Annotated in this window: 26 protein-coding genes; 13 read left to right on the forward strand and 13 right to left on the reverse strand. The window is 67.5% G+C overall.

Annotated features, from left to right (window positions below):
* The first annotated feature begins 68 nt into the window (after window positions 1-68).
* Complete coding sequence (locus EWE75_RS03520) at window positions 69-530, forward strand: DUF1465 family protein (RefSeq protein ID WP_130155319.1); 462 nt, start codon at window positions 69-71, stop codon at window positions 528-530.
* A gap of 157 nt (window positions 531-687) precedes the next feature.
* Here the strand turns inward: EWE75_RS03520 and rutA are convergent, their stop codons facing one another.
* From rutA to EWE75_RS03545, 5 genes are read right to left on the reverse strand one after another with little or no spacing between them, the layout of a single operon-like run.
* Window positions 688-1,755 (reverse strand): pyrimidine utilization protein A, encoded by a 1,068-nt coding sequence (rutA, locus tag EWE75_RS03525; RefSeq protein WP_130155320.1) that lies wholly within the window; start codon window positions 1,753-1,755, stop codon window positions 688-690.
* A 3-nt stretch (window positions 1,756-1,758) separates the two neighbouring features.
* Window positions 1,759-2,556: a pyrimidine utilization protein D gene (gene rutD / locus EWE75_RS03530; protein ID WP_130155321.1), complete on the reverse strand. Its 798-nt coding sequence runs from the start codon at window positions 2,554-2,556 to the stop codon at window positions 1,759-1,761.
* Entirely contained in the window at window positions 2,556-2,939 is a 384-nt protein-coding gene (gene rutC / locus EWE75_RS03535; RefSeq protein WP_130155322.1) for a pyrimidine utilization protein C, read from the reverse strand. The genes rutD and rutC overlap by 1 nt, the downstream gene beginning before the upstream one ends.
* Window positions 2,939-3,676, reverse strand: coding sequence for a pyrimidine utilization protein B (rutB, locus tag EWE75_RS03540; RefSeq protein WP_130155460.1), 738 nt, complete (start codon window positions 3,674-3,676; stop codon window positions 2,939-2,941). Before rutB ends, rutC begins: the two co-directional genes overlap by 1 nt.
* A gap of 39 nt (window positions 3,677-3,715) precedes the next feature.
* Window positions 3,716-4,168, reverse strand: a complete 453-nt coding sequence (locus EWE75_RS03545) for a universal stress protein (protein ID WP_130155323.1) — start codon at window positions 4,166-4,168, stop codon at window positions 3,716-3,718.
* A gap of 140 nt (window positions 4,169-4,308) precedes the next feature.
* Here EWE75_RS03545 and EWE75_RS03550 point away from each other — a divergent pair, with 140 nt between their 5' ends.
* From EWE75_RS03550 to EWE75_RS03575, 6 genes are read left to right on the forward strand one after another with little or no spacing between them, the layout of a single operon-like run.
* Entirely contained in the window at window positions 4,309-5,580 is a 1,272-nt protein-coding gene (locus EWE75_RS03550) for a pyruvate dehydrogenase complex dihydrolipoamide acetyltransferase (protein ID WP_130155324.1), read from the forward strand.
* A 7-nt stretch (window positions 5,581-5,587) separates the two neighbouring features.
* Window positions 5,588-5,803 (forward strand): hypothetical protein, encoded by a 216-nt coding sequence (locus EWE75_RS03555; protein ID WP_130155325.1) that lies wholly within the window; start codon window positions 5,588-5,590, stop codon window positions 5,801-5,803.
* Window positions 5,796-6,224 carry an acyl-CoA thioesterase gene (locus EWE75_RS03560; RefSeq protein ID WP_130155326.1) on the forward strand — a complete coding sequence of 143 codons (429 nt, stop codon included), beginning with the start codon at window positions 5,796-5,798 and terminating at the stop codon, window positions 6,222-6,224. The genes EWE75_RS03555 and EWE75_RS03560 overlap by 8 nt, the downstream gene beginning before the upstream one ends.
* A complete protein-coding gene (gene lpdA / locus EWE75_RS03565) occupies window positions 6,225-7,619 on the forward strand; it encodes a dihydrolipoyl dehydrogenase (protein WP_130155327.1) in 1,395 nt (464 codons plus the stop codon).
* A gap of 55 nt (window positions 7,620-7,674) precedes the next feature.
* On the forward strand, window positions 7,675-9,117 hold the full coding sequence (locus EWE75_RS03570) for a glycosyltransferase family protein (protein WP_130155328.1): 1,443 nt from the start codon (window positions 7,675-7,677) through the stop codon (window positions 9,115-9,117).
* Window positions 9,118-9,137: 20 nt separating this feature from the next.
* Window positions 9,138-10,409 (forward strand): Xaa-Pro dipeptidase, encoded by a 1,272-nt coding sequence (locus EWE75_RS03575; protein WP_130155329.1) that lies wholly within the window; start codon window positions 9,138-9,140, stop codon window positions 10,407-10,409.
* A gap of 58 nt (window positions 10,410-10,467) precedes the next feature.
* Here the strand turns inward: EWE75_RS03575 and EWE75_RS03580 are convergent, their stop codons facing one another.
* The gene (locus EWE75_RS03580) at window positions 10,468-10,923 is read right to left on the reverse strand and encodes a GFA family protein (protein ID WP_130155330.1); all 456 of its coding nucleotides are present in this window, start codon (window positions 10,921-10,923) and stop codon (window positions 10,468-10,470) included.
* A gap of 300 nt (window positions 10,924-11,223) precedes the next feature.
* On the opposite strand from EWE75_RS03580, the gene EWE75_RS03585 reads away from it, so the two are divergent.
* Window positions 11,224-11,550, forward strand: a complete 327-nt coding sequence (locus EWE75_RS03585; RefSeq protein ID WP_130155331.1) for a phasin family protein — start codon at window positions 11,224-11,226, stop codon at window positions 11,548-11,550.
* 190 nt (window positions 11,551-11,740) lie between these two features.
* Here the strand turns inward: EWE75_RS03585 and EWE75_RS03590 are convergent, their stop codons facing one another.
* The 4 genes from EWE75_RS03590 to EWE75_RS03605 all read right to left on the reverse strand — a co-directional run bounded on the left by EWE75_RS03590 (window position 11,741) and on the right by EWE75_RS03605 (window position 17,929).
* On the reverse strand, window positions 11,741-13,219 hold the full coding sequence (locus EWE75_RS03590) for an efflux transporter outer membrane subunit (protein ID WP_130155332.1): 1,479 nt from the start codon (window positions 13,217-13,219) through the stop codon (window positions 11,741-11,743).
* The gene (locus EWE75_RS03595) at window positions 13,216-16,395 is read right to left on the reverse strand and encodes an efflux RND transporter permease subunit (RefSeq protein ID WP_130155333.1); all 3,180 of its coding nucleotides are present in this window, start codon (window positions 16,393-16,395) and stop codon (window positions 13,216-13,218) included. The genes EWE75_RS03590 and EWE75_RS03595 overlap by 4 nt, the downstream gene beginning before the upstream one ends.
* 7 nt (window positions 16,396-16,402) lie before the next feature.
* Window positions 16,403-17,614 (reverse strand): efflux RND transporter periplasmic adaptor subunit, encoded by a 1,212-nt coding sequence (locus EWE75_RS03600; RefSeq protein ID WP_130155334.1) that lies wholly within the window; start codon window positions 17,612-17,614, stop codon window positions 16,403-16,405.
* Window positions 17,615-17,746: 132 nt separating this feature from the next.
* Window positions 17,747-17,929: a hypothetical protein gene (locus tag EWE75_RS03605; RefSeq protein WP_069207285.1), complete on the reverse strand. Its 183-nt coding sequence runs from the start codon at window positions 17,927-17,929 to the stop codon at window positions 17,747-17,749.
* Window positions 17,930-18,021: 92 nt separating this feature from the next.
* On the opposite strand from EWE75_RS03605, the gene EWE75_RS03610 reads away from it, so the two are divergent.
* The 4 genes from EWE75_RS03610 to EWE75_RS03625 all read left to right on the forward strand — a co-directional run bounded on the left by EWE75_RS03610 (window position 18,022) and on the right by EWE75_RS03625 (window position 23,581).
* A complete protein-coding gene (locus EWE75_RS03610; protein ID WP_130155335.1) occupies window positions 18,022-19,251 on the forward strand; it encodes an NAD(P)/FAD-dependent oxidoreductase in 1,230 nt (409 codons plus the stop codon).
* A 14-nt stretch (window positions 19,252-19,265) separates the two neighbouring features.
* Window positions 19,266-19,751: a nuclear transport factor 2 family protein gene (locus tag EWE75_RS03615; RefSeq protein ID WP_130155336.1), complete on the forward strand. Its 486-nt coding sequence runs from the start codon at window positions 19,266-19,268 to the stop codon at window positions 19,749-19,751.
* 79 nt (window positions 19,752-19,830) lie between these two features.
* Window positions 19,831-22,599 (forward strand): porin family protein, encoded by a 2,769-nt coding sequence (locus EWE75_RS03620; RefSeq protein WP_130155337.1) that lies wholly within the window; start codon window positions 19,831-19,833, stop codon window positions 22,597-22,599.
* A 235-nt stretch (window positions 22,600-22,834) separates the two neighbouring features.
* The gene (locus EWE75_RS03625; protein ID WP_130155338.1) at window positions 22,835-23,581 is read left to right on the forward strand and encodes an SDR family NAD(P)-dependent oxidoreductase; all 747 of its coding nucleotides are present in this window, start codon (window positions 22,835-22,837) and stop codon (window positions 23,579-23,581) included.
* Window positions 23,582-23,663: 82 nt separating this feature from the next.
* On the opposite strand, the gene EWE75_RS03630 is transcribed toward EWE75_RS03625, so the two are convergent.
* The 3 genes from EWE75_RS03630 to EWE75_RS03640 all read right to left on the reverse strand — a co-directional run bounded on the left by EWE75_RS03630 (window position 23,664) and on the right by EWE75_RS03640 (window position 26,064).
* Window positions 23,664-24,338, reverse strand: a complete 675-nt coding sequence (locus tag EWE75_RS03630; protein ID WP_130155339.1) for a prolyl hydroxylase family protein — start codon at window positions 24,336-24,338, stop codon at window positions 23,664-23,666.
* Window positions 24,339-24,408: 70 nt separating this feature from the next.
* The gene (locus EWE75_RS03635; RefSeq protein ID WP_206364667.1) at window positions 24,409-25,413 is read right to left on the reverse strand and encodes an RcnB family protein; all 1,005 of its coding nucleotides are present in this window, start codon (window positions 25,411-25,413) and stop codon (window positions 24,409-24,411) included.
* Between the two features lie 108 nt (window positions 25,414-25,521).
* Complete coding sequence (locus tag EWE75_RS03640) at window positions 25,522-26,064, reverse strand: (2Fe-2S)-binding protein (RefSeq protein WP_130155340.1); 543 nt, start codon at window positions 26,062-26,064, stop codon at window positions 25,522-25,524.
* Between the two features lie 92 nt (window positions 26,065-26,156).
* Between EWE75_RS03640 and EWE75_RS03645 the strand changes: the two genes are divergently transcribed.
* Window positions 26,157-26,957, forward strand: a complete 801-nt coding sequence (locus EWE75_RS03645) for a DODA-type extradiol aromatic ring-opening family dioxygenase (RefSeq protein ID WP_130155341.1) — start codon at window positions 26,157-26,159, stop codon at window positions 26,955-26,957.
* The last annotated feature ends 21 nt before the right edge of the window (window positions 26,958-26,978 follow it).

Raw genomic sequence — 26,978 nt, forward strand, 5'->3', positions numbered from 1 at the left:
TACCGCCACGCGCCGCGCTACCGCCGCGCGCGCCATGTGCGTCACAGAGCTGGCATGAGGGGGGCGGGATGAGGGGGGGATTTTCGGACTCGCGGATTCACCGCCGTCTGATCGATGTGTTGTACGTCGATGCGATGGTGCTGGCCGACGAGGCGCGCAGCTATTTCGACGATGGCGGTCGCGTCGATCGCGAAGCGCTGCCGCCGCTCGCGCGCGTCGCGTTCAGTTGTGAATCGCTCAAGGTGACGACCCGGCTGATGCACGTCATCGCCTGGCTGCTGACCCAGCGCGCGGTGAGCGCGGGCGAGATGGCGCCACGCGACGCGCTCGATCCGTCGCGGCGGCTCGGCCCCGCGCCGATCAGCGATGCAGCGGCGGTGGCGGAGCTGCCGGCGCGGGCGCGGGCGCTGATCCAGTCGAGCGCGGACCTGTACCGGCGGGTCGGCCTGCTCGACGCGGCGCAGGCGGGGGTGCCGGCGCTGCAAAGCCCGGCGCGATCGATGCAGGAGCGACTGGCGACGGCGTTTTGAGCGGCTGCTGAGGGCGCGCCTTCGCAACCGTTCGTGTCGAGCGAAGTCGAGACACAATGCGCTCGCGTGTGGGGTATGTCCCTCGACTTCGCTCGGGACGAACGGGAGGGGGAGGCGTTTCTCACTCATTCGGGACGAATGGCGAAGAGGTCGCCCCTCACCGCAAATGCGCGCGGCTTTTCATCAGTGGCTGGATGCGGGTGCCGAACGCTTCGACGCCTTCGAGGAAATCGTCGAAGGTGAGCAGCACGCCGCCGGTATTGGGCACCTCTGCCATCTCGTCGAGCATCCGCGCGACCGTCTCATACGAGCCGACCAATGTGCCCATGTTGATGTTCACCGCCCCTTCGGGCGCGGCGAGCTGGCGGACGTTGGTGTCGGTGTTTACCGTGTCGGCGGCGCCCTGATCGGCGAGCCAGGCGATGGCGTCGAGATCGGCGCCGTCATTATAGGCGCGCCACTTGGCCTGCGCGGCGTCGTCGGTTTCGGCGGCGATCACCATCACCAGCACAAAGATCGACACGTCGCGCCCGGTCTTTTCGGTCGCGACGGCGAGCCGGGCGTTGTTGGGCGCGAACGCGGTCGGCGTGTTGACGCCCTTGCCGAGACAGAAAGCGTAATCCGCCCATTTCGCCGAGAAGGCGAGACCGGCGTCGGACGATCCCGCGCAGATGATCTTCATCTCGCCCTGCGGCTGCGGCCAGACGCGGCAGTCGTCCATCTGGTAATAGTCGCCCTTGAAGTCCGACGTGCCGGTCTCCCACAGCTCGCGCAGGACATGGGCATATTCGTCGAGCATCGTGTAGCGGTTGCGGAAATGCTCTTCGCCCGGCCACATCCCCATCTGGGTATATTCGGGCGGTTGCCAGCCGGTGATGAGGTTCAGCCCGAAGCGGCCGTGACTGATCGAATCGATCGTGTTGCACATCCGCGCGGCGAAGGCCGGCGGGATCAGCAGGGTGGGGCAGGTGGCGTAGATCTTGATCCGCTCTGTAACGGCGGCGAGGCCGGCCATCAGCGTGAAGCTTTCGAGGCCGTATTCCCAGAACTCGGTCTTGCCGCCGAAGCCGCGCAGCTTGATCATCGACAGCAGGAAATCGAGGCCATGCTCCTCGGCCTTTAGAGCGATCGCCTTGTTGAGATCGAAGCTCGGCTTGTACTGCGGCGCCGCTTCGCTGATCAGCCAGCCGTTGTTGTTGATGGGGATGAAGACGCCGATCTGCATGCGCTACTCTCTTCCGTTGCCGTCGAGCCAGCCGAGCAGGCAGGCGTTAAAGTCATCGGCCTGCGTGACGTTGCAGGCATGGCCGCCACGCGCGAACCGCACCAGTTGCGACCCCGCCATGCCAGCGTGAATCGCCGCTGAGCAGGCGGGCGGCACGAGCATGTCGTCGTCGCTGGCGATCAGCAACGTCGGCGTGGCGATCTCGCCGAGCCGGTCGGCGATGTCGAAGCCGCGCGCGGCGGCGATGCGGCGCTCGATCATCGCCGCGCCGGGGAAGTGTGCGAGGTGTTCGGCTTCTTCGGCGACCAACCGGTCGTGATGCTCGCTGATCCATTGCGGCGGAAACAGGAACAAGGGCTGCGCGTGGAGATAGGCCTGCGCGCCGCTATCGCGCAGCAAGGCGAGGCGGGTGTCGAAGCAGCGCTCGGTATGCCGATCGAGCCGCGCCCAGCCGTTGACCACCACCAGCCGCGCGACACGCTCCGGCGCGGCGAGGGCGAGCGCCATGCCGGCCATGCCGCCGATCGCGTGGCCGACGATCGTCACCGAGGGAATGTCGAGCGCGTCGAGCAGCCGGCGCATATCCGCGCCGACCGCCTCCAGCGTCACCTCGCCGGCGATCTCACGCTCGGAACGGCCGGTGCCGCGATGATCGTACAGGATGACGCGATACCGCTCGGCGAGCGCCGAGAGGTTGGGCTGCCAATAGCCGCCCGAGCCACCCAGCCCGGAGGACAGCAGCAATGGCGGCGCACCTTCGGGGCCGTGCAGTTCGTAGTAAAGCCCGTCCGCGTGCGGCATCAGCCGAGATGCGCGACCGAGGCGATCTCGACGAGGCATTCGGGCTTCACCAGATCGGCGCGGATGCAATAGCGCGCCGGTTTGTCGCCCGGAAAATAGGTGGCGTAGACCGCGTTGAACGCGGCGTAATCGCCGAGATCCTTGAGGAAGATGTGGTTCATGGCGATGTCGGCCATGCTGCCGCCCGCCGCCTCCACCGTGGTCTTGATCGCGTCCAGAACGTGCCGGGTCTGTGCCGCCGCATCGCCGACATGCAGCACCACGCCGCCCTCGCCAAGCGCGAGCATGCCTGAGACGTAAAGCGTGTTCCCGGCCTTGGCGCCGGCCGAAAACGGCGCGATCGGGGTGGGGAATTGCGGTGGGTTGATCGCTTCGAACGGCATCATGCTTCCTTATTTGGCGCTTGGCCGACCGCGCCGCAGAAATCGGCAACGGTGCTGACCCAGCCGAAGAATTTCTCGACGTTGTAAACGGTCGCCTGCTGGATGAAATCGGGGCCGAGGTGGTGCGTGGCATCCTCCAGCATCACCCCGAAATATTCGAGGTGAAAGCCGTCGCGCAGCGTCGATTCGACGCAGACATTGCTGGCGATGCCGACGAACACGATCGTGCGGATGCCGCGTGCGCGCAGGATCGAATCGAGCTGCGAGTTGAAGAACGCCGAATAGCGCGTCTTGTGGACGCGGATGTCGCCCGGCTTGGGGGTGAGCGCATCGACCAGTTCGTAATCCCAGCCGCCGCGCGCGAGCAACTGGCCGGCGAGATCGGGGCGCGCGCGCATTGTCTTGAGCGCGTTGGACTTGTGGTAATTGGGGGACCCCGGCGTGCCGGCCTCGACATACTCGGCATCCCATCCGTTCTGGAGGAAGATTACCGGCATGCCGGCGCCGCGCGCGGCATCGAGTACCTGGCCGATCTTGCCGATCACGCCGGCGGCGCCCGCAATGTCGAACCCGGCGAGATCGACATAGCCGCCTTCGCTCGCATAGGCGTTCTGCATGTCGATCACGACGACGGCGGTGTCGTGCGGCGACACGCGGATCGGCTCGGGCCGCGCCGGCAGGACGACGGTGTCCGGGGCGTTTTCGGGGCGATGGTCGATCACGGGCGGTTCGCGCATCCCGGCATGATCGGGCAGCGTCACCGATAGATCAAGCGCTCAGCTCAGCCGGTCGATCGCTTCGGCGTCGAGCGAGCCGGGGATGATCATCAGCGGGATCGGCAGCGCGCCCGAATCGCCGGCGAAATGCGCGATCAGCGGGCCGGGCGAGCCGACCGGCGCCGCGCCCATCACCAAAGCAGCGATGTCGGGGTTGCCCGCGATCATCTCGCGGATGATCTTGGGGCCGTCGCCCTGGCGCACCGTGATCGACGGGCGCAGCCCCGATTCCTCGATCAGCGTACCCGCCGCGCCCGCGACGAGGCCCTCGGCGTGGAGCCGCGCTTCCTCCTCGATCGTCGCCTGCACGCCGCCGAACGGGATGAACTCCTGCGGCTCGATCAGCGCGAGAATCTCGACGCCGCCGCCCGTCTTCACCGCGCGCCGCGCCGCGAAGCGCAGCGCGATCGCGCTTTCGGGATTGTTGTCGATCACGACGAGATAGATGCGCATGTGCGAAGGCCCCTCACGGCGTTAGGTGGCGCGTGCGCGCGTCCTGTGCAAGCCTGGCTGCACGGAACATGGTCTTGACCGGGCCGGTTCGGGGCGCGAGAGACGCGGACGCCCCAGGATTCGATTTCAAGGACGACTTCATGCCGATCGAGATCAAGATGCCCGCGCTTTCCCCGACGATGGAGGAGGGCACGCTCGCGAAATGGCTCGTGAAAGAAGGCGACACCGTCCAGTCGGGCGATCTGCTCGCGGAGATCGAGACCGACAAGGCGACGATGGAATTCGAAGCGGTCGATGAAGGCGTCATCGGCAAGCTGCTCGTCGCCGAGGGGGCCGAGGGCGTGAAGGTCGGCACCGTGATCGCGGTGATGGCCGGTGACGGCGAGGATGCCGCGCCCGCGCCCAAGGCCGAAGCGCCTGCCGCGAAGGAAGCTCCCAAGGCCGAAGCCGCGCCAGCTCCGACGCCTGCACCCGCGCCGGCAGCGGCGCCCGCGTCCAAGGCCGCCGAGGGCGACCGCCTGCGCGCCAGCCCGCTCGCGCGCCGCCTCGCCGCCGAGAAGAACATCGATCTCGCCGCGCTGACCGGCAGCGGCCCCAACGGCCGCATCGTCAAGGCCGATCTCGACGGCGCCAAGTCGGGCGCAGCGCCCGCCAAGGCTGCCGAAGCCGCAGCGCCCAGCGCCGCGCCGGCCCCCGCACCGATCGTCGCCAACGTGCCCGACATCCCGCACACCGCCGAGAAGCTGTCGAACGTACGCAAGGTCATCGCGCGCCGCCTGACCGAATCGAAGCAGCAGGTGCCGCACATCTACCTGACCGTCGACATCCGGCTCGACGCGCTGCTCAAGCTGCGTGGCGAGTTGAACGCCGGCCTCGCCGCGCGCGGGGTGAAGCTGTCGGTCAACGATCTGCTCATCAAGGCGCTTGGCGTCAGCTTGATGCAGGTGCCCAAGTGCAACGTGATGTACACACCCGACCAGCTCATCAGCTTCAGCCGCGCCGACGTGTCGGTCGCGGTGAGCGTGCCGGCCGGCCTCATCACCCCGATCATCAAGGGTGCCGATACCAAGGGCGTCGCCGCGATCTCGACCGAGATGAAGGATCTCGCCACCCGCGCCAAGGACGGCAAGCTCAAGCCCGAGGAATTCCAGGGCGGCACCGCGTCGCTCTCGAACATGGGCATGATGGGCATCAAGCAGTTCGAGGCGGTCATCAACCCGCCGCAGGGCATGATCATGGCGATCGGTGCGGGCGACCAGCGCCCGTATGTGATCGACGGCCAGCTCGGCATCGCCACGGTGATGTCGGCGACCGGCAGCTTCGATCACCGCGCGATCGACGGCGCCGACGGCGCGCAGTTGATGGCGGCGTTCAAGACGCTGGTCGAATCGCCGCTCGCGATGCTCGCGTAAGACGCTTGTGCGCCGGACGCTCGTCGAACTGATGTTCCTCGCGCTCGGGCTGGGCGTGGCGATGACGATCGCGTCGGTGGCGGTGTGGGCGGTGCCAGGCACCGGCCGCGCCGTCTGGGGCGTGACCTATGTCGTGATGATCTTCGACGTGTTGCTCCAGGTCCGCCCGATCCGCCGCGCGTGGCAGCTCGATCATGCGAACACGCAGACCGTCGATGGCTGAACCGACCCTGCCACCCGGCGAACCCGCGATCCGCGCCACCGCGATGTCGGCGGACAACAACCCTTATGGCACGATCTTCGTCGGCTGGCTGATGGGGCAGATGGCGCTCGCCGCCGGATCGGTCGCGTCGCGCCATAGCGGCGCGCGCGCGCCGGTGGTCGCCGCCGATGGCCTCGCCTTCACAGCACCTGTGATGGCGGGGGATGAAGTCTCGTTCTACGCCGCGATCGTCGGCACCGGGCGCAGCTCGATGACGGTCGCGGTCGAGGTGTGGCGACGCGACCGACACGGCGAGGGCACCGCGCGCGCCGCACGCGGCACCTTCGTGCTCGTCGCGATGGGCGACGACGGCGCCCCGAAAGCCCTTAACACCGTGCCACCCACTTCCGATATCAAGCCGCTGCTGGAAGGAACCCTTTAAGTGTCCGAATCATTCGATCTCGTAATCCTCGGCTCCGGCCCCGGCGGCTATGTCGCGGCGATCCGCGCGGCGCAGCTTGGCCTCAAGACCGCCATCGTCGAGCGCGAGCGGCTGGGCGGCATCTGCCTCAACTGGGGCTGCATCCCGACCAAGGCGCTGCTGCGCACCTCCGAAATCTATCATTACATGAGCCACGCCAAGGATTACGGGCTCAAGGCCGACAACATCGGCTTCGACCTTGAAGCGGTGACGCAGCGCAGCCGCAAGGTGGCTGGGCAGCTCAACGCCGGCGTCAAAGGGCTGATGAAGAAGAACAAGGTCGCGGTGTTCGAGGGCATCGGCGCGCTGACCGCCAAGGACACGCTCGTCGTGACGCAGGGCGACAAGAAGACCGAGCTGAAGGCCAAGCACATCATCGTCGCGACGGGTGCGCGCGCGCGCGACCTGCCGTTCGCCAAGGCCGACGGCAAGCGCATCTGGACCTATCGCCACGCGATGGTGCCGCCCGAAATGCCGACCAAGCTGCTGGTGATCGGCTCGGGCGCGATCGGCGTCGAGTTCGCGAGCTTCTACAACGACATGGGCGCCGACGTGACGATCGTCGAGATGCTGCCGCGCATCCTGCCGGTCGAGGACGAGGAAGTCTCCGCGTTCATGGACAAGGCGCTGACCAAGCAGGGCATCAAGCTGCTGACCGGCACCGGCATCGAGGGGCTTGAGAGCGGCGCGAACGGCGTCACCGCCAAGATCAAGGGCAAGGACGGCACGGTTTCGTCGGTGGAGTTCAGCCATGCGATCGTCGCGATCGGCATCGTCCCCAACACCGAGAATATCGGGCTCGAGGCGCTCGGCGTCGAGACCGATCGTGGCCACATCAAGGTCGACGGCTATGCCCGCACCAACGTCGAGGGCATCTATGCGATCGGCGACGTGACCGGCGCGCCCTGGCTCGCGCACAAGGCGAGCCACGAGGGGATCGTCTGCGTCGAGGCGCTCGCCGGCGAGAAGCCGCATCCGTTCGAGACGTGGAACATCCCCGGCTGCACCTATTCGCGCCCGCAGGTCGCGAGCGTGGGGCTGACCGAGGCGAAGGCCAAGGACGCCGGCCATGAGGTCAAGGTCGGCAAATTCCCCTTCATCGGCAACGGCAAGGCGATCGCGCTTGGCGAGGCGGAAGGCTTCGTCAAGACGGTGTTCGACGCCAAGACCGGCGAACTGCTCGGCGCGCACATGGTCGGCGCGGAAGTGACCGAGCTGATCCAGGGCTATGTCATCGCCCGCCAGCTCGAAACCACCGAGGCCGAGCTGATGGAAACGGTGTTCGCGCATCCGACGCTGTCGGAAATGATGCACGAGAGCGTGCTCGGCGCCTACGGCCGCGCGATCCACATCTGATGCGGTACGGCGCGGCGGCCTTGCTAGTGCTCGCCGCGCCGGTCGTTTCCGGCGCGTGACCACGTCGCGCCAAATCCCGTTGGCAGCGGGCCTGCTGTTCCTGCTCCAGATCGCCTTGTGGTGGCCGGGTGTCGCGATGTTCGACACGATCGGCCAGTATGCGCAGGTGCTGAGCGGCGCCTATGACGACTGGCATCCGCCGATCATGGCGAAGCTGTGGGCGCTGCTGCATCCGCTCGGGCCGGGTGCGGTGCCGATGTTCGTCGTGCAGGCGGCGGCCTATTGGCTCGGCCTCGGGCTGATCGCGGCGGCGCTGGCGCGGAGCGGGCGGGTGCGTGCGGGCTGGGTGGTGATCGCGCTTGGTGCGCTGCCGCTGTTCGTCGCGTGGCAATCGGTGGTGCTCAAGGATGCGCAGATGCTCGGCGCGATGCTCGCGGCGGTCGGCATCGTCGCGCGGGCGCGGTTCGCCGGGCGGTCGCTGTCGATGCCCGCGCTGATCGCGGTGGCGGTGTTGCTCGGCTATGCGGCGCTGGTGCGGACCAATGCGGTGTTCGCGGTGGTGCCGCTTGGCGTGATGCTGGTGCCGGGGCGGCGGCGCTGGGTCGGGCGGGCCGGGGCGATCGCCGGGCTGACGCTGGCGGTGCTGGCGGTGTCGCCGGCCATCAACCACCGGCTGTTCGGCGCGGAGCCGACCAGCGTGAGCCATACGCTGCCGCTGTTCGATCTCGCCGGGATCGCGCATTTCGCCGGGAATGATGGCGTGCTGAGCGCCGACGAGCGCGTGCTGATCGTCGCGAAACATTGCTACCAGCCATTCTTCTGGGACCCGATCGGCAGTGCGTCGCGCTGCGGGGCGATTGCCGACCGTTTTCAGCCCGTTCCCGCCGGCACGCTCGACCTCGCCTGGGCGGGCGCGATCGTGCGGCATCCGCTCGCCTATGCGCGCCACCGTATCGCGCATCTCAACGCGACGACGCGGTGGCTGGTGCCGGCGGTATGGACGAGCGCCGCGCCGCCGTCGGTTTCGGAAATTAATACGGTCGGTCTGGGGACGCCCGCGAAGGTGGCGCAACCGATCGTCGCGGCGGCGGGGTGGCTGGCGGCGTCGCCGCTCGGCTGGCCGATCGCGTGGATCGTCGTCGCGGCGTCCGTGGTGGCGATCGTCATCGCCAGCGCGCGCACGCCGATCCGCGACCTCGCGCTGGCGCTCGCCGTCTCCGCGCTGGCGCTGGAGGCAAGCTTCGCGGTGGTGAGTATCGCCTCGGACCTGCGTTACCATCTGTGGCCGATGATGGCGGCAGCGCTCGCGGCGATTCTGGTGGCGAGCGAGGGCAGGGTGCCGCGCCGGCTCGCGCTGGGCTGTGCGCTCGCGCTCGCGCTGGTGATTGCCGCCGGCGTCGGTGCCCGCGCGACGCTGCCGTCACCGCCACCGGGCTATACGGCGATGCTCGAATGGGATGGACAGGCGGCCGCACCCGCGCGACAACCCGCGTTATAGGGTTGAAAAAGGGGGATTTGATGGTTCGCAAGATTCTCGCGGCGGCGCTGCTTGCGTCCGTGGCGACACCGGCGCTGGCCGATAGCGTGGTCGTTACCGCGTCGCATCTGCTCGATGTCGCTTCGGGCAAGACGCTCGACGATCCGGTCGTGGTCATCACCGACGGTCGGATCGCCTCGGTCGTGACCGGTGCAAACGCGCGTCCGGTCATCCCCGCCGGCGCGACGCGGATCGACCTGCCCGGCAAGACGATCCTGCCCGGCCTGATCGACATGCACGTCCACCTTACGTCGCTCGCCGAGATCGGCGGCTATACCGGGCTGAAATACACCGACAGCTTCTGGCAGGCGGTCGGCGTGGCCAACGCAAAGACCACGCTGAAGGCGGGCTTCACCTCGGTACGCAACGTCGGCTCGGGCAATTTCGATGACGTCGGCTTGCGGCAGGCGATCGACGGCGGCTGGATCGAAGGCCCGCGCATGACCACCGCGACCTATGCGATCGGTGCGACCGGCGGGCATTGCGACGACAATTCGCTGCCGCCCAGCCTCGACAAGCAGCAGCCCTCGGTCGTCAACTCGCCGGAAGAGGCGCGCGCGAAGGTGCGCTGGCTGCACAAATATGGCGCGACCGTTATCAAGATCTGCGCGACCGGCGGCGTCTTCTCGCTCGGCGACAGCGTCGGCGGGCAGCAGCTTTCGTTCGAGGAGATGAAGGCGATCGCCGACGAGGCGCATATGCTCCACCTCAAGGTCGCCGCGCACGCGCATGGCGACGAGGGCATCAAGGCCGCAATCCTCGCCGGCATCGACACGATCGAACATTGCAGCCTCGCCTCGGACGAGGCGATCAAGCTCGCCATCGCGCATCACACCTGGTTCGACATGGATATCTACAACGACGATTATATCCTCGCCACCGGCACCAAGAACGGCACCGAGCAGGAGAGCATCGACAAGGAGCGGATGATCGGCCTCAAGCAGCGCCAGACCTTCCAGCGCGCGGTGAAAGCGGGCGTGCCGTTGCTGTTCGGCACCGATGCGGGCGTCTATCCGCACGGCGACAACGCCAAGCAGTTCGCGGTGATGGTGAAATGGGGCATGACCCCGCTGCAGGCGATCCGCGCCGCGACGCTGAGCGCCGCCGACGCGCTCGGCACGCCCGAGGATGTCGGGCAGATCGCGGTGGGCCGTTACGGCGATATCGTCGCGGTCGATGGCGATCCGCTTGCCGATGTGCGCGTGCTGGAACATCCCGCCGCGGTCATCAAGGGCGGCGAACGGGTGCGGTGATCCGGCCCGACCGGAGCGTTCCGATACACGGGACGCTCCGGCTAAGCGAAGAGGCCGCTTAGCTGGCTTCGGCTGCGAAGGCCGCGAACAAGGCGGAATGCTCCTCGGGCGCCGGGAAGCGCTCGAAACTCCAGCGCGCGCCGGTCTTCGCCCACGGAAGCGCTTCGCTGGTGAAGGTCTCCGCGAACGGCGCATACCAGGTCGCATCATCCAGCATCGTCGCGCGCACGTTGACGAAGCCGGGATCGGGATCGAAGCGGGTGAAAACCCAGCTCTTGCAGGCATCGCAATGCTGGTGATGCAACATGCCCTCGCGAAGGCCACCGCGCACCGTGTCCCCCGTCACGACAATGCCGTCGGACGGCACCATGATCGACGTCGAAAACGCGCTGCCAGTCATCTTCTGGCAGCCGGTGCAATGACAGGCCACGGTCAGCATCGCCGGCTTGGTGATGTGGAAGCGCACCCCGCCGCAGCGGCATCCAGCGGTCCACGGAAGAACGGGTACGGTCATCATGCGCTCCCTTGCTATGCCGCCCGGCGGTGGCGACCTGGGATCGAGTATCACAGTGCCGGCGGTGGTGCATCGCCAGTCGGCGGATAGGCAGGGGGATCGTCCGTGTTGCGCGGATCGCGCGGCGGTGGTGCGTGCTCCGTAAAATTCTGTTGCTGCGTGGGGGTGGGCGTTGCCTGCGCGGGGACGCCGCCTTACTCTCCGCTGCATGAACGACGTGGGAGCAAGCCCGCGCATTCCGGCCGCAGAGCCGATCCCTGCCGGAGCACTCCGGCGGTCCGCGAGAGAAGGAGCCGTTCGATGGTCGATATCAACGAATTCGCCAACAAGACCAAGGAAGCGTTCGACGAGAAGATCGTCGATCCCGCCCGCAAGGCGCACGCCAAGTTCGTCGAGGGCGGGTCGAGCCTTGGCTTGCGTATGCTCGATCAGGCCGAGTCCAACACGCGCGAAGCGTTCGCGGCGATGCGCCAGGTCGCCGAGGCGCAGGATCTGTCGCAGGTGATGAAGATCCAGGGCGACTTCATCCGCGAACAGAGCAGCCGCTCGGTCAATCAGGCGCGCGAGATCGGCGAGCTTATCATGAAGTTCGGCCGAGATGTGGTGACGCCGACGAAGGGCGAGTGACGTTTAGCCCTCTCCTCTTTGGGGAGAGGGTTGGGAGAGGGGCAGTCACAGACGCTGCGCTGCGTTACTGCCCCTCTCCCGACCTCGCTGCGCTCGGCCACCAGCGTCGGGTCGACCATGCCCCGCATGGTCGAGGATCGTCCGGGGGACGATCCGACCCGACGCTCCCCGGAGGGGAGAGGGCTAAACGCTACTGCGCCGGCCGCTTGTCGTCGGGCGCCACGTCGAGCGTCGAATCTCCGCCCAGCGTGCGGTACAGCGTCACCAGATTGGTCGCCGCCGTCAGTTGCGTGTTCACCAGCGAGCGTTGCGATGCATAGAACGATTGCTGCGCGGTGAGGCTCGCCAGATAGGTGTCGATGCCGCCGCGATAGCGTGCTTCGGACAGCCGGAAATTGTCGCGCGAGGCGGCGGTGAGCGCCTGTTGCGCGCGTTCCTGATCGGCGATCGTGCCGCGCCGTGCGAGCGCGTCGGAGACTTCGCGGAACGCGGTCTGGATCGATTTCTCATAGGTCGCGAGCGCGGAATCGCGCTGCGCCTGCGATTGTGCGACCCCGGCGCGGGCGGCGCCGGCACGGAAGATCGGGTAGCTCACGCTCGGCGCGACCGAATAGTTGAACGCGCCGCCGGTGAACAGCGTCGACAGCGCGCTCGACGCCAGCCCCGCCAGCGAGGTGAGCGACACGGTCGGGAACAAGGCCGCGCGCGCCGCGCCGATCTCGGCGTTGGCGGCGCGGAGTTCATATTCGGCCTGGACCACGTCGGGCCGGCGCAGCAGCACGCGCGAATCGAGACCGGCGGGGAGTTCGGCGATGGTCGTGCCGGCCTGTTCGATCCCGTCGGGCAGCAATGTCGGATCGACCGGCGCGCCGACCAGCAATTGCAGCGCGTTGACGTCCTGCGCGAGCGCGGTGCGCTGCTCGGCGAGGTCGGACAAAGCGGTTTGCAAGGTGATCTGCGCCTGCGCGAGATCGGTGCGCGGCGCGATGCCGCCACTCAGCCGCTGGCTGGTCAGCGTGACGCTTTTCTGGGCGATCTCGGCGGTCTGTTCGGCGATCCGCAGCAGGCTCTTGTCGGAGGCGTAGGTGAGCCAGCCAGTGGCGATGTCGCCGATCAGCGTGAGGCGGGTGGCGCGCGCGGTCGCCTCAGTGCCGAAATAGCGGTTCTGCGCGGCCTCGCTCAGCGAGCGGATTCGGCCGAACAGATCGATCTCGAACGCGGTGATGCCCACGCTCGCCGAGAAGTTGTTCGAGGTGCCGCCCGCCGCGCCGAACCCGCCGTTGCCAACGCCCCCGTTGCCCCCGCCGCCAGTGTTGGTGCCGCCCGCCGAACTGTTCTGGCGGAAGGTGTAGCCGCTGCTCGCGCTGACCGTCGGCAGCAGTTCGGCACGCTGGATGTGGTAGGTCGCGCGCGCGATGGCGATGTTGGCGGCGGCGACGCGCAGGTCGCGATTGTTGACCAGCGCCTGTTCGACAATCTGTTGCAGGCGCGGATCGCGGAAGATGTCGCGGTAGCTGACGCTCGGCAGCGCGGCTTCGGTCTGGCGCAGATACGCGTCGCCGGTCGGCCATGACATCGGTACGGGTGCGACCGGGCGGACGTATTTCGGCGCCATCGTGCAGCCGCCGAGCGCGGCGAGCGCAAGCGCGGTGGCGATCGTGCGGGTCATGCCGCGGTCTCCGGCGGGGTGTCGTGGTGGAGGCGGTGCTGCACCGCCTTGAGTCCGTCGCGAACGCCGCGCCGCACCAGCACGAAGAACAACGGGATGTAGAAGATCGCGAGGATCGTCGCGGTCAGCATCCCGCCGATCACGGCAGTGCCGATTGCGACTCGGCTGTTCGCGCCCGCGCCGGTCGAGATCGCCAGCGGCAGCACGCCGAAGATGAATGCGAAGCTGGTCATCAGGATCGGGCGGAGCCGCAGCCGGGCCGCCTCCAGCGCCGCGTCGATCACGCGGGCGCCCTTCTTCTCGGCCTGTTCGGCGAACTCGATCATCAGAATCGCGTTCTTCGAAGCGAGGCCCATCGTCGTCAGCAGGCCGATCTGGAGATAGACGTCGTTCTGAAGCCCGCGCAGCGTCACCGCGAAGATCGCGCCGACCAGCCCGAGCGGGATGACCAGCAGCACCGCCACCGGGATCGTCCAGCTTTCGTACAGAGCGGCGAGGCACAGGAACACGACGAGCAGCGAGATGCCGTAGAGGAACGGCGCCTGACCCGTGGAGAGCCGCTCCTGATACGACAGGCCGCTCCACGCGACGCTGGTGCCGGGAAGCTGGGCGGCGAGTTCGGTCATCACGTTCATCGCGTCGCCCGAGCTTTGCCCCGGCGCGGGCTGGCCCGAAATTTCGTAGGACGACAGCCCCTGGAAGCGCGACAGCGAGTTTGGCGCGGTGTTCCAGCTCGTCGTCGCAAACGAGGAGAACGGCGCCATCGATCCGCTGCTGCCGCGCACGTACCAGCGCGCCATGTCTTCGGGGCGCGACCGATATTCGGCGTCGCCCTGCACATAGACGCGCTTGACGCGACCGCGATCGTTGAAGTCGTTGACGTAGGAGCCGCCCCATGCGGTCGAGAGCGTCGCGTTGACGCTCGCCTGGCTGAGTCCGAGCGCGCTCAGCTTGAGCGGATCGACATCGACCTTGAGCGTGGGCTGGTCGTCGAGTTCGGTCGGGCGCACCGCCGCGAGCCGGGTGTCGCCGCGCGCGGCAGCGAGCAATTTGTCACGCGCCGCCTTGAAGTCGGCGCGGCTGAGCCCGCCGGTGTTCTGCAATTCGAGCGTGAAGCCGTTCGACTGGCCGAGGCCACGCACCGCGCCGGGCTGGATCGCGTAGAATTCAACATTGCGCAACGCGCCGAGCGCGGCGGTGGCGCGCTGGGTGATCGCAGGCGCGCCGTTCACGCTGCCCTTGCGCAGCGACCAGTCCTTGAACGCGACGAAGCCGCGCCCCGCGTTCTGGCCGCCGCCACCGCCACCGCCGGCGGCGCCCGCCACGGTGAGCACGCCGTCGATATTGGCCTTTTCCTGCGTGAGAAAATATTTCTCGATCTCGCGCTGCGCAAGCTTGGTGCTGTTGATCGTCGAGCCGGGAGCGAGGTTGTACTGGATCGAGGCGATGCCCTGGTCCTCGGTCGGCAGGAAGCCGGTCGGCAGACGCGTGAACATGATCGCCAGCAGCGCGACCACGAGCGCGTAGATCAGCAGGAACACCCATTTGCGATCGACCACGGCGACCACGGCCTTGCCGTAGCGATCGACCATCTTGTCGAAATTGGTGTTGAACCAGTCCTTCGCGCCCTGCGATTTGCGCGCGAACCAGCCGGTGTTCTTCTCTTCGGTGCGGTGCTTGAGCAAGGTCGCGGTCAGCGCCGGGGTCAGCACCAGCGCGACGATCACCGAGAGCACCATCGCCGACACGATCGTCACCGAGAATTGCTTGTAGATCACGCCGGTCGAGCCGCCGAAGAACGCCATCGGCAGGAACACCGCCGACAGCACCAGCGCGATCGCGACCAGCGCGACGGTGATCTCGTCCATCGACTGGATCGTCGCGTCGCGCGGGGAGAGCGAGGGGTCTTCGTCCATCAGGCGCTCGACATTCTCGACCACGACAATCGCGTCATCGACGAGCAGCCCGATCGCCAGCACGAGGCCGAACAGCGTGAGCGTGTTGATCGAGAAACCCGCCACCGCGAAAATGCCGAACGTGCCGAGCAGCACCACCGGCACCGCGATCGTCGGGATCAACGTCGCGCGCCAGCTTTGCAGGAACACGAACATGACGATGACGACGAGGATGATCGCCTCGATCAGCGTCCAGACGACCTCATCGACCGAGAGTTTGATGAACTCGGTCGAATCCTGCGGGAAGGCATAGGCAAAGCCGTGCGGGAAGCTCTTGGCTTGCCGCGCGAATTCGGCCTTGACCAGTTCGGCGGTCGACATCGCATCGGCGCCAGGGGCGAGGCTGATCGCCATGCCCGCGCCGGGATGGCCGTTGTAGCGGCTGACGATGCCATAGCTTTCCGCGCCGAGCTGCACCGTGCCGACATCGCGGATTCGCACCGCCGACCCATCGGTCTGCGTCTTGATGACGATGTCGCGGAACTGTTCGGGGGTTTGCAGCCGCGACTGCGCGGTCACGGTCGCGTCGAGCACCTGCGTGGGCGGATTGGGCGCGCCACCGATCTCGCCCGCCGCGACCTCGGCGTTCTGCGCCTGGATCGCGGTGATGACGTCGCTCGGCATCAGGCTGTAGCTGGCGAGCTTGTCGGGGTTGAGCCAAACCCGCATGGCATATTGCGAACCGAACACGTTGGTGTCGCCGACGCCCTTCAGGCGGCCGAGCGATTCCTGCATGTTCGAGACCATGTAGTCGGACACGTCCTCGTTGGTGACGCGGTTCGACGTGTCGTAGATCGCGACGACCATCAGGAAGTCAGGGTTCGACTTGGTGACGGTGAGGCCCTGCTGCTGGACCTGTTGCGGCAGGCGCGAGACCGCCTGCTGTACCTTGTTCTGGACCTGCACCTGCGCGATGTCAGGATTGGTGCCCTTCTGGAAGGTCGCGGTGATCGTCACCGATCCGCGCGAGCTGGAACTCGACTGGAAATAGAGCAGGCCGTCGAGGCCGGTGAGCTGTTGCTCGATCACCTGCGTCACGCTGTTTTCCAGCGTGGCGGACGAGGCGCCCGGATAATTCGCGCGGATGTTGACGGTCGGCGGGGCGACGTCGGGATATTGCTCGATCGGCAGCGTGTAGATCGCGCCGAGGCCCGCCAGCATGATGATGATGGCGATGACCCAGGCGAAGATCGGCCGGTCGATGAAGATGCGCGAGATCACTGGCGGGTCAGCCCTTCTGGCCGGGCTTCTGCGGCGCCTGAATCTTTTGCGGCGAGCCGGCGGGGACCGGCCTTACCTTGATGTTGGGCTTGGTCTTGCCGACGCCTTCGGTGATGACCTTGTCGCCGGGCTTGAGGCCGGCGGTGACGACCCAGTCGGTGCCGACCGTGCGCGTCGCGGTGACGGTGCGCAGCACGGCTTTGTCGCCGCTCAGCACGAACACCGTCGCGTCGCCCTTGGGGGTGCGCGACACCGCCTGTTGCGGGATCAGGATCGCGCTGTTGTCGATCGATTGCGCGAAGCTCGCGCGGACGAACATGCCGGGCAGCAGCAGACCCTTGGGGTTGGGGAACACTGCGCGCAGCGTCACCGTGCCGGTGGTCTGATCGACCACGACTTCGGAGAATTGCACCTTGCCGGTCAGGCCGTAATCGCTGCCGTCTTCCAGCTTGAGTGAAACCGCGGCGCTGGTCGCGACTTCACCGCCCGAGGCGAGCGCGCGGCGCAGCCGCAGCAGATCGGCGCTCGATTGCTGGATATCGACGAAGATCGGGTCGAGCCGCTGGATCGTCGCCAGCGCATCGGCCTGACCCGAAGTGACGAGCGTGCCGACCGTGTAGAGCGAGCGGCCGATCCGCCCGGTGATCGGTGCGGGGACGGTGGTGAAGCGCAGGTTGGTGTTGGCCGTCTCCAGCGCGGCGCGCTGTTGTGCGACGGCTGCCGAGGCTTGCTTCGCGGCGGCGTCGGCGTCGGTGTAATCCTGCTTGGCGACGGCTTCGATCGCGGCGAGCGGCTTGTAGCGATCGGCCTTGATGCGGGTCGAGGCCGCCGTCGCCTGCGCGCTCAGCAGATTGGCCTGCGCCTGATTGGCGGAGGCGCGGTAGAGGCTCGGATCGATCTGGTAGAGCGGCTGGCCCTTATGGACGAGCGCGCCTTCGGTGAAGAAGCGGCGGTAGATCACGCCCGAGACCTGCGGGCGCACATCCGAGCTTTCGAACGCCGAGGTGCGCCCGGCCAGTTCGGTGACGAGCGGCACGCTGCTGATCTTGGCGACGACATAGCCGACCTGCGGCGGGCCGGCATTGCCCTTCTTGCCGCCGGCGCTCCCGCTGCCGCCCGACCCGGAACACCCGGCGAGCGCCACCGTGCAGAGCAGGGCGATGGCAGGGGCGAGGGTGGAAGACGAAGAGAGGGCGCGGCAGGGCTTGGGGGGCGTCATCGTAACTCCATCGCGCATCCGCCCGGAGGTCCTGCGGGGAGTTATTCCTTCGCACGAGACGCCGAATCCGAATACCGGGTATAACGCCTGTGTAACCGACTTCTTTTGCAGCGCAACACGCCCGATTCGGGCTTACCGCAACTTGGCGATCGAGAGCCCGTCGGCCTTGGCGCGATCCTTGGTGGATTCCTCGCTGCGCTTGAGCGCCTTGGCGATGGCTTTCAGTGCCATGCCTTTCTTCGCCAGCGTGTGCAGCTTCTGGATCTCGTCGGTGGTCCAGGGTTGGCGGTGGCGCTCGAATCGGTCTTCACTCATCGTCATGCAATACAGGATGCGGGTGCGGCTGGCCATCTCGACAATGCGGCCCCCGATCGGCAAAGGCTGGGGAAACAGGGGTGGAGGATCGTATGACCAGCTATGATGTGGTGATCGTCGGGGCCGGGCACGGCGGCGCGCAAGCGGCAGTGGCGCTGCGTCAGCAGAAGTTCGCGGGCACGATCGCGATGATCGGCGACGAACCCGAACTTCCTTATGAGCGGCCACCGCTCTCCAAGGATTATCTGGCCGGCGACAAGAGCTTCGATCGTATCCTGATCCGCCAGCCCGCCTTCTGGGACGAGCGCGCGGTGACGATGCTGCTCGGCTCGGCGGTGACGCGGGTCGATCCCGAAGCGCGGATCGTCGAGACGGCGGCGGGCGACGTGATCGGCTACGGCAAGCTGATCTGGGCGACCGGCGGCAGCCCGCGCAAACTGACCTGCGACGGGCACAGCCTGCGCGGCGTCCATGCGGTTCGCACCCGCGCCGATGTCGACCAGTTGGTCCGCGAGCTTCCGCAGGTCGAGCGCGTCGTGGTGGTCGGCGGCGGTTATATCGGACTCGAGGCGGCGGCGGTGCTGACCAAGTTCGGCAAGCATGTCACCGTGCTGGAAGCGCAGGATCGCGTGCTGGCGCGGGTCGCGGGCGAGCCGCTGTCGCGCTTCTACGAGGCGGAGCATCGCGCGCATGGCGTCGATCTGCACCTGTCGGTCGGCGTCGCGTGCATCGAGGAGCGCGACGGCGCAGCATCCGGCGTGCGGCTCGCGAGTGGCGCGATCCTGCCGTGCGACATGGTGATCGTCGGCATCGGCGTGATCCCGGCGGTCGCGCCGTTGATCGCGGCGGGTGCCGAGGGCGGCAACGGCGTCGCGGTCGATGCGCAGTGCCGCACCAGCCTCGCCGATATCTCCGCGATCGGCGATTGCGCGGCGCATGCCAATCGCTTCGCCGAAGGGGCGACGATCCGGCTCGAATCGGTGCAGAACGCCAACGATCAGGCGACGATCACGGCCAAGACGATCCTCGGCGAAGAGGTCGCTTACGATGCGGTGCCGTGGTTCTGGTCGAACCAGTACGACCTCCGCCTCCAGACGGTCGGGCTGTCGATTGGGCATGACGCGGTGGTTGTGCGCGGGGTGCCGGAGACCCGCAGCTTCTCGGTGATTTACCTCAAGGGCGGCCGGGTGATCGCGCTCGATTGCGTCAACGCCACCAAGGACTATGTGCAGGGCCGTGCGCTGGTACTGGCGCGCGCGGCGATCGACCCCGCGCTGCTCGCCGATGCCGACGTGCCGCTCAAGGCGATGCTGCCGGCCTGATTTCGGAGACGTTGATGTTCCTGTTCCTTGCCGCCGCGTCGCTCGCGGGCCAGACGACGCCGATCCCCAAGCTGCCGCCGGCCAACCCGATCCCGCTCGCGGATGCCGACACCAGCGCGGTGATGGCGCCGGTCAACGCCTTCCTCGCCGGTGTCGCGGCGAGTGACCCCAAGGCGATCCTCGCGGTGGCGCGGCCCGACGGCGGCGCGACCTATGCGGTCGAGAACCCGGACGGCACGCGCACGATCACGCGGCGGAGCTGGGCCGAGGTCGCGGCGCGCTTCGCCCCCGGCGCCGACCGTTTCGAGGAGCGGATCAGCGACCCCGCGATCGAGAGCGACGGCGATATCGCGATGGTGTGGGCGCCGTACACCTTCCGCATCAACGGCACGCTGCACCATTGCGGCGTCGATCATTTCGACCTGATCCGCGAAGGCGGCACCTGGAAGATCGCCAATGCGAGCTGGTCGTCGCGCACGAGCGGGTGCGACGCACAATAATCGATTTCGGGCCGAACTGGCATAATCCTGCGACAAAGTGCGGGCATCCCGGCGTCGTTACGAAACGGGGACGATTTCCATGCGCCGCAGCTCTGCCATAGTGTTTCTCGCATGTGCGAGCACGGCGACGATCGCCACCGCGCAGGATGCGCCGCAAGCGCGGTCACATGCTCAGGCGCCGTCGGAAGAGGTTGAGGAGAATGCCGACATCGTCGTGCAGGGCGTCAAGCCGCCCGGCTCGGTGGTTGGCGACATCCCGCCCGAACAGACGCTGGGGCCAGCCGACATCCGCTCCTACGGGGTCAGCTCGGTCGCCGATCTGCTCAACGAACTGTCGCCGCAGACGCGCAGCGACCGTGGCAGCGGCGGCGCGCCGGTGGTGCTGCTCAACGGCAAGCGCATCTCCAGCTTCGCCGAGATCCGCGACATCCCGACCGAAGCGATCCTACGCGCCGAAATCTTGCCCGAAGAGGTCGCGCTGAAATATGGCTACCGCGCCGATCAGCGCGTGGTGAACATCGTGCTGCGCCGCCGCTTCCGCGCGCTCACCACCGAACTCGCCGATACCGTGCCGACCGAGGGCGGCAACACCAGCCCCGGCGTCGAGGCCGATCTGCTCAAGATCCAGAGCGGCACGCGCGCCAATGTCCACCTTTCGTACAAGTCGAGTTCGGCGCTGACCGAGGACGAGCGCGGCATCACCTCGTCATCGCGCAATGGCGTGACGGGGGTGGTCAGCCCGCTCAACCCGAACGGATATCTCGATCCCGCGCTGGGAACGCTGACGACCGCCAACCTGCCCGGCACGGCCGCCACCGCCAATCCCGCGCTCGGCGATTTCGCGGCGGCGGCGGCGAACCTTACCGATCAAAGCCCGTATCGAACGCTCGTCCCCTCAAGCCGGGACTTCGCGGTCAATTCGAACTATGCGACATCGATCTTCGGCAATGTCAGCGCATCGTTCAACGGCCGGCTCGAAGTCACCGACAGCCACGCGCTGAACGGCCTGCCCAACGCAGCGCTGACGCTACCGGCGGGCAATCCGTTCTCGCCGTTCTCGCAAAACGTGGTGCTCGATCGTTCGGTCGGCGCCGGCTATCTGCCGCTGCGGCAGGATTCGTCGAGCGTGATCGCGCATTTCGGCACCACGCTGAACGGCAACGCGGGTACGTGGCAATGGTCGGTGACGGGCACCTACGACCGCACCGACAGCAAGACCTTCACCGATCTCGGCGTCGATACGTCCGCGTTCCAGGCGCGGCTCGACGCGGGTGATCCGACAGCCAACCCGTATGGATCGCTCGCCGGCCAATTGGGCGCGCTGCCGGTCAACCGCGGCACGTCGACCGCGCAGACCGGCGGCGCCGACGCCTTGTTCAGTGGCACTTTGTTCAAGCTGCCGGCCGGCGCGATCTCGACCGCGATCCGCGTCGGCGCGCAGACCAACAGCTTCGACAGCCGCTCATACCGTTCGAACATCGAGCAGGCCGGCACCGTCCGGCGCGATATCGTCAACGGCCAGATCAACGTCGATATTCCGCTCACCAGCCGGTCGAAACAGGTGCTGGGCGCGATCGGCACGCTGTCCGCCAATGTCAACCTCGCGGTCGATCATCTCTCCGATTTCGGCACGCTGACGACGGTCGGCTACGGCGTGAACTGGGCGCCGGTGCCGGCGCTGCGCATCATCGCCTCGGCGACCGATGAGGACAACGCACCGACCGCGCAGCAGCTCGGCAACCCGTTCCTCATCACGCCGAACGTGCGCGTGTTCGATTATGTGACCGGCAGGAACGCGATCGTCACCGCGATCAGCGGCGGCAACCGCGCGCTCATCGCCAGCACGACACACACCAAGAAGCTCCAGGCGACGCTCAAGCCGTGGGCGGCGAAGGACATCAACCTCACCGCCAATTACGTGCAGGTCCGCACCGAGAATCCGACGGTGTCGTTCCCCGGCGCGACCGAGGCGATCGAAAGCGTGTTCGGCAATCGCTTCATGCGCGATGCCGATGGCGATCTGACCCAGATCGATCAGCGGCCGATCAACTTCGCCGAATCGAGCCGGTCGGAGTTGCGGTGGGGCGTCAACTTCTCGGTGCCGCTCAAGTCGAAGATCCAGAAGGCGTTCGAGGCCTATCGCGCCGGCAAGGGGCCGAACCCGCTTGAGGGGCTGCTCCCGCCGGGCGGACGCCGGCCCGACGGCGCCCCCCCGGGCGGGCCGGGCGGCCCGCGCAACGGCGGATTCGGTGGACCCGGCGGTCCGGGTGGACCGGGCGCTGGCGGACCCGACGGTCCCGGCGGGCCGGGCGGCGGCTTCCGTGGTGGTCGTGGCGGTGGCGGTGGGCGCGGGCAGGCGGGTGGCCGCCTGCAATTCGCGGTCTATCACACCTGGCACTTCACCGATCGCGTGCTGGTGGCGCAAGGCGGCCCCGCGCTCGACCTGCTGCGTGGCGACACGATCGGCTCGGGCGGCGGGCAGCCGCGTCACGAGATCGAGGCGCAGGCCGGCTATAGCAACAACGGCCTCGGCGCGCGGCTGTCGGCCGATTGGCAGAGCGCGACCGACGTGACCGGCGGCACCGTCGGCAACCCCGATCCGCTGCACTTCTCGGCACTGGGCACGATCAACCTGCGGCTGTTCGCCGATCTCGGCCAGCGGCTCGATCTGGTGAAGGCGCATCCGTGGGTGCGTGGCGTGAGGATCGCGTTCGGCATCACCAACCTGTTCGACACGCGCCAGACCGTGCGGGACGGGCAAGGCGATACGCCGGTCAGCTATCAGCCGGGCTATCTCAACCCGCTTGGGCGGACGGTGCGCTTCTCGGTGCGCAAGCTGCTGTTCTAAGGGCGTAGCCCAAGCAGTTTTGCACGCGGAGGCGCGGAGGCGCGAAGAGCGTTGTGCATCCGGACAGCCGGGTGCGTTCGACGGGCGGGCCGAGTATCGGAGGTGAGGGAGCCTGCGGCGCATCACCTCCGCGTCTCCGCGCCTCCGCGTGAACTCTTCTCGGCCTGCGCATCGTGTCTTGCATTCGCCCCTCCGCCCGCGACATGAGGGCGCGTAACCTTCAGGAGACTCCCCGATGCCAACCGCCTTCATCACCGGCGCCACGTCCGGCATCGGCGCCGCGACCGTGCGTGAACTGGCCGGATCGGGTTGGCATGTCGTCGCGACCGGGCGGCGCGCCGACCGGCTCGACGCGCTGGCGGCGGAGATCGGCGATCTCGTCCATGTCGCCGCGTTCGACGTGCGGGACGAAGCCGCGTTCGATGCAGCGCTGGCGGCCTTGCCGGCGCCGTTCAGCGACATCGATCTGCTCGTCAACAACGCCGGCCTCGCGCTCGGCACCGCGCCCGCGCAGAGCGCCGACCTCGACCAGTGGCGCACGATGATTGACACCAACATCACCGCGCTCGCCACCGTCACGCACCGGCTGCTGCCGGGGCTGGTCGCGCGCAAGGGCGCGATCATCAACCTGTCGTCTGTGGCGGCGACCTATCCGTATAGCGGCGGCAACGTCTATGGCGGCACCAAGGCGTTCGTCCACCAGTTCAGCCTCGGGCTGCGCTCCGATCTGGCGGGGACGGGGGTGCGCGTCACCTCGATCGAGCCGGGCATGGTCGAAACCGAATTCACGCTTGTCCGCACCGGCGGCGATCAGGGCGCATCGGACACGCTGTACGCCGGCATCGAGCCGATGACGGCGGAAGACATCGCCGCGACGATCGCCTGGGTGGCGACGCTGCCGCCGCATCTCAACATCAACACGCTGGAGCTGATGCCGGTGCGGCAGAGCTTCGCGGGGTTTCAGGTGGCGCGGGCATCCTGAACCCGTTCGTGCCGAGCGAAGTCGAGCCACATGCCCCGGAGCGCAGGTGCCTCGACTTCGCTCGGCACGAACGGTTTGATGTTCACCCCTGAATCCAGTTCCCCTCGCGGAACCATTTGGTCACGATATACTTCGTGCCCTTCATCACCGCGACGCCTTCGTGGAGCGTCTTGTCGTTCGGGCTGCCATCGGGGTTCATGTTGTTCCACGCGAGCAGCAACCCTTGCTTCGGATTGACGCGCAGCCCCGCGAGCGGGAACCAGGTCGCGCCGCCTTCCTCGACGTCGTTCAGATAGATCATCGCCGTCCAGGTGCGCTGGCCGCCGCATTGCTGCATCGCCGGCCAATAGGGCTGGTCCTCGCTGAACCAGTCGCAATGCGCGCGGAACTGCTGGCCGGGCGCGTAGCGCTGGCCCTGCATCGTCTCGCCGTGGAGCGGATCGAGCCCGAGCAGTCCGGCGATCGCCTCGTCGGTCGGGCGCACGTCGGGGGACCAGCGATCCATGTCGCAACTGTCGCTGGTGCGGTAATCGGGATCGGCGGTGCTGAGCACGGTCGAGGGACGGCGATTGGCATCGATCATCGCGCGCAGCCGCGCGCATTCGGCAGCGTTGAGGAAATCGGGATAATAAAAGAGCTGGATCGCGTCGCTCTTGGCGGGCTTTGTCGCCGGATTGGCGGCGAGGCGGGCCGAGACCGACTCCCCGTAATATTGGCGTACCGGCGAGGTTCTGACGGGTTTCTTGCGGAACAACATCGCGCCGTTTCAGCCCAGACCTCTACGAAAAACAAGGGGCCGGATGATCTCTCGTCCGGCCCCGATCGTTTTACCAGAAGATGTCGTAGACGGTATCGACCACCTGGCCGGTGTAGATATCGACGAGCAGCGCATCGTTGTAATAGCGCACCCAGCGATACGGACCATAGGCCGGCGGCAGGCGGTAGTAATCGGCGTTGCTGATCCAGTAATTCTGCCCGTACAGGATCGAATCGAGCGTCAGGCCGACGCCGAAGCGACGATAGCCATAGCCCCACCCGCTCGGCGCATAGTAGCGCGGCAGACGGTAGATGCCGCGATTGGTGTTGCGGTAGGCGAAGTAATTATAGCGATTGTCGCTGCGCCAGCCACGGTTCCAGTCACGGCGATCATTGCCGTTGCCACGGTTCCAGTCGTTCCCGCGACCTTGCTGCCAGCCGCCCGGGCGATTGTCGCGGCCCTGCTGCCAGCCGCCGGGACGATCGTTGCCGCGACCCTGCCAGTTGCCGGGGCGATCGTCGCCACGACCCTGTTGCCAGCCACCGGGGCGGTCGTGGCCGCGCGGATCATTGCCTTGCCAGCCGGGGCTACCGGGGCCGCCAGGGCGTGGCTGATTGCCGCGATCGCCGCCTTGCCAGCCGCGCCCGTCGCCACCCCGCCCGTCGCGGTCGCCGCGATTGCCCTGCCAGCCCCCGGACGGTTGTGCCTGCGGTTGCGCCTGCGGTTGAGCTTGGGGCTGGGCGCCGGGTTGCTGGTCGGGTCGGCCGCCGGGCTGGCCCTGCCAGCCGTGTCCGTCACCGCCGCGTCCGCCTTGATATTGCGGGCGGTTGGCGCCGTCACCGCGTCCCTGCCAGCGCTGCCCCTGCGGAGCCTGCGCCTGCGCCTGCGCCTGCGCCTGCGGTTGAGGCTGCGGCTGAGCGACGGGTTGCGGGCGCGCTTGTTGCGGCTGGCCCTGCGGCGCCGGACGCTGGCCGCCGTCGCCACGGCCGCGCCACTCACGATGATCCTGCGCGAACGCCGCAGCCGGCACCAGCGCCGAAGCGGCCATGATTGCCGCAAGCAGATACTTACGCATCGAACGAACCTTCCAAAGAGCGGTCGAACGATTCGCCGCTGTTACTGTATTACTGCGCCACGCGCACTGAGCGTATTCTGAACTCTGTTGACAGCAATGCGAAAGAATTCATGGTTTGGCCGGGCTGAGCGCCGGCACGCGTCTTGCGGCATCGTCGGGTGACGTATCGGGGGCCGCGCCCGCCTCGATCGTCTCGTCGCCGCGCTGCACCCGCGCGGCCTGCAACACCGCCTCCACCACGCGCGGGTACACGCCGCACCGGCACAGGTTGGTGATGCTCGCGCGGATATCGTCTTCGCTCGGGTTGCGGGTCTTCTTGAGGAACACCGCCGCCGCCATCACCATGCCGGGGATGCAGAAGCCGCATTGCGTGACGTTCTTCGCCAGCCACGCGAGTTGCACCGGATGCGACCGCTCGCGCGACAGCCCTTCGATCGTGGTGACGAAGCTCCCTTCGATCGCGCCGATCGTCGTCTGGCACGCCTTCACCGCCTCGCCATCGATATCGACCGTGCAGGCGCCGCAATCGCCGGTGCCGCAGCCGTATTTGGCGCCGGTCAGGTTGGAGGCGTCGCGCAGCGCCCACAGCAAAGGCGTCTTGGGGTCCATCCGATATTGGACCGGCTGGTTGTTGACGGTGAAACGGGTCATGCCGCGATCCTACGCCAAGCGCGCGCGCCGGGAAACGCGTCGTTTCTGCGGGCGACCTTGTGAGGGCAGCACGGCGGGGCGATATGCGTGGCATGACCCTTCCCACCCTGTTCATCCCGCATGGCGGCGGCCCGTGTTTCTTCATGGACCCGGCCGGCGGCCCGCCCGATCCGATGTGGCGGGGAATGCAGGCGTATCTCGCCGGGCTGATCGCGTCGCTGCCCGAGCGGCCCAAGGCGATCCTGCTCGTTTCCGGCCATTGGGAGACGCGCGACGTGGCCGTGCATGTCGGGGGCGGCCAGCCGTTGCTCTATGATTACGGCGGTTTCCCGCCGCACACCTATCACCTGCAATGGCCAGCGCCCGGCGCGCCTGATGTCGCGCGACGCGCGGCGGCGCTGCTGGCGGCGGCGGGCTTCGCCACCAGCGAAGAGGCGGCGCGCGGGTGGGATCACGGCGTTTTTATCCCGATGATGGTGGCGGTGCCCGGCGCCGACATCCCGCTCGCGCAGATGGCGCTGCGCCATGATCTCGATCCGCGCGCGCACATCGAGATCGGTCGCGCGCTCGCTCCCTTGCGCGACGAAGGCGTGCTGATCGTCGGATCGGGCATGAGCTTCCACAATCTCGGCGCACGCGGGCCGCAGGTGACGCCGATCGCCGACCAATGGGACGCAGCGCTCGTCGCCGCCGTCACCGATCCCGATCCGGCCAAGCGCGCCGACCGCGTCGCGCGCTGGAGCGAGCTGCCCTACGCCAAGTTCGCCCATCCGCGCGAGGAACACCTGCTGCCGCTGATGGTCGCGCTCGGCGCGGGCGGCGATGACGCGGCGGTGTGCGATTACCGCGATCATGTGATGGGGTGGGCGGTGTCGGGGTATCGGTTCGGGTAACGCGTCACCCTCACCCTTCCG

This window comes from Sphingomonas populi, from assembly GCF_004208535.1.
GTDB lineage: Bacteria > Pseudomonadota > Alphaproteobacteria > Sphingomonadales > Sphingomonadaceae > Sphingomonas > Sphingomonas populi.

Bases quoted from the DNA above. Each gene is read 5' to 3' on its own strand.
- rutB (WP_130155460.1), bottom strand. From the start codon at position 3,676: ATGCGCGAACCGCCCGTGATCGACCATCGCCCCGAAAACGCCCCGGAC.
- EWE75_RS03645 (WP_130155341.1), top strand. From the start codon at position 26,157: ATGACCCTTCCCACCCTGTTCATCCCGCATGGCGGCGGCCCGTGTTTC.
- EWE75_RS03580 (WP_130155330.1), bottom strand. From the start codon at position 10,923: ATGACCGTACCCGTTCTTCCGTGGACCGCTGGATGCCGCTGCGGCGGG.
- EWE75_RS03610 (WP_130155335.1), top strand. From the start codon at position 18,022: ATGACCAGCTATGATGTGGTGATCGTCGGGGCCGGGCACGGCGGCGCG.
- EWE75_RS03620 (WP_130155337.1), top strand. From the start codon at position 19,831: ATGCGCCGCAGCTCTGCCATAGTGTTTCTCGCATGTGCGAGCACGGCG.
- rutD (WP_130155321.1), bottom strand. From the start codon at position 2,556: ATGCCGCACGCGGACGGGCTTTACTACGAACTGCACGGCCCCGAAGGT.
- EWE75_RS03615 (WP_130155336.1), top strand. From the start codon at position 19,266: ATGTTCCTGTTCCTTGCCGCCGCGTCGCTCGCGGGCCAGACGACGCCG.
- EWE75_RS03585 (WP_130155331.1), top strand. From the start codon at position 11,224: ATGGTCGATATCAACGAATTCGCCAACAAGACCAAGGAAGCGTTCGAC.
- EWE75_RS03635 (WP_206364667.1), bottom strand. From the start codon at position 25,413: ATGCGTAAGTATCTGCTTGCGGCAATCATGGCCGCTTCGGCGCTGGTG.
- EWE75_RS03590 (WP_130155332.1), bottom strand. From the start codon at position 13,219: ATGACCCGCACGATCGCCACCGCGCTTGCGCTCGCCGCGCTCGGCGGC.
- EWE75_RS03605 (WP_069207285.1), bottom strand. From the start codon at position 17,929: ATGAGTGAAGACCGATTCGAGCGCCACCGCCAACCCTGGACCACCGAC.
- EWE75_RS03550 (WP_130155324.1), top strand. From the start codon at position 4,309: ATGCCGATCGAGATCAAGATGCCCGCGCTTTCCCCGACGATGGAGGAG.
- EWE75_RS03630 (WP_130155339.1), bottom strand. From the start codon at position 24,338: ATGTTGTTCCGCAAGAAACCCGTCAGAACCTCGCCGGTACGCCAATAT.
- EWE75_RS03640 (WP_130155340.1), bottom strand. From the start codon at position 26,064: ATGACCCGTTTCACCGTCAACAACCAGCCGGTCCAATATCGGATGGAC.
- EWE75_RS03600 (WP_130155334.1), bottom strand. From the start codon at position 17,614: ATGACGCCCCCCAAGCCCTGCCGCGCCCTCTCTTCGTCTTCCACCCTC.
- rutA (WP_130155320.1), bottom strand. From the start codon at position 1,755: ATGCAGATCGGCGTCTTCATCCCCATCAACAACAACGGCTGGCTGATC.
- EWE75_RS03560 (WP_130155326.1), top strand. From the start codon at position 5,796: ATGGCTGAACCGACCCTGCCACCCGGCGAACCCGCGATCCGCGCCACC.
- rutC (WP_130155322.1), bottom strand. From the start codon at position 2,939: ATGCCGTTCGAAGCGATCAACCCACCGCAATTCCCCACCCCGATCGCG.
- EWE75_RS03520 (WP_130155319.1), top strand. From the start codon at position 69: ATGAGGGGGGGATTTTCGGACTCGCGGATTCACCGCCGTCTGATCGAT.
- EWE75_RS03545 (WP_130155323.1), bottom strand. From the start codon at position 4,168: ATGCGCATCTATCTCGTCGTGATCGACAACAATCCCGAAAGCGCGATC.
- EWE75_RS03625 (WP_130155338.1), top strand. From the start codon at position 22,835: ATGCCAACCGCCTTCATCACCGGCGCCACGTCCGGCATCGGCGCCGCG.
- EWE75_RS03575 (WP_130155329.1), top strand. From the start codon at position 9,138: ATGGTTCGCAAGATTCTCGCGGCGGCGCTGCTTGCGTCCGTGGCGACA.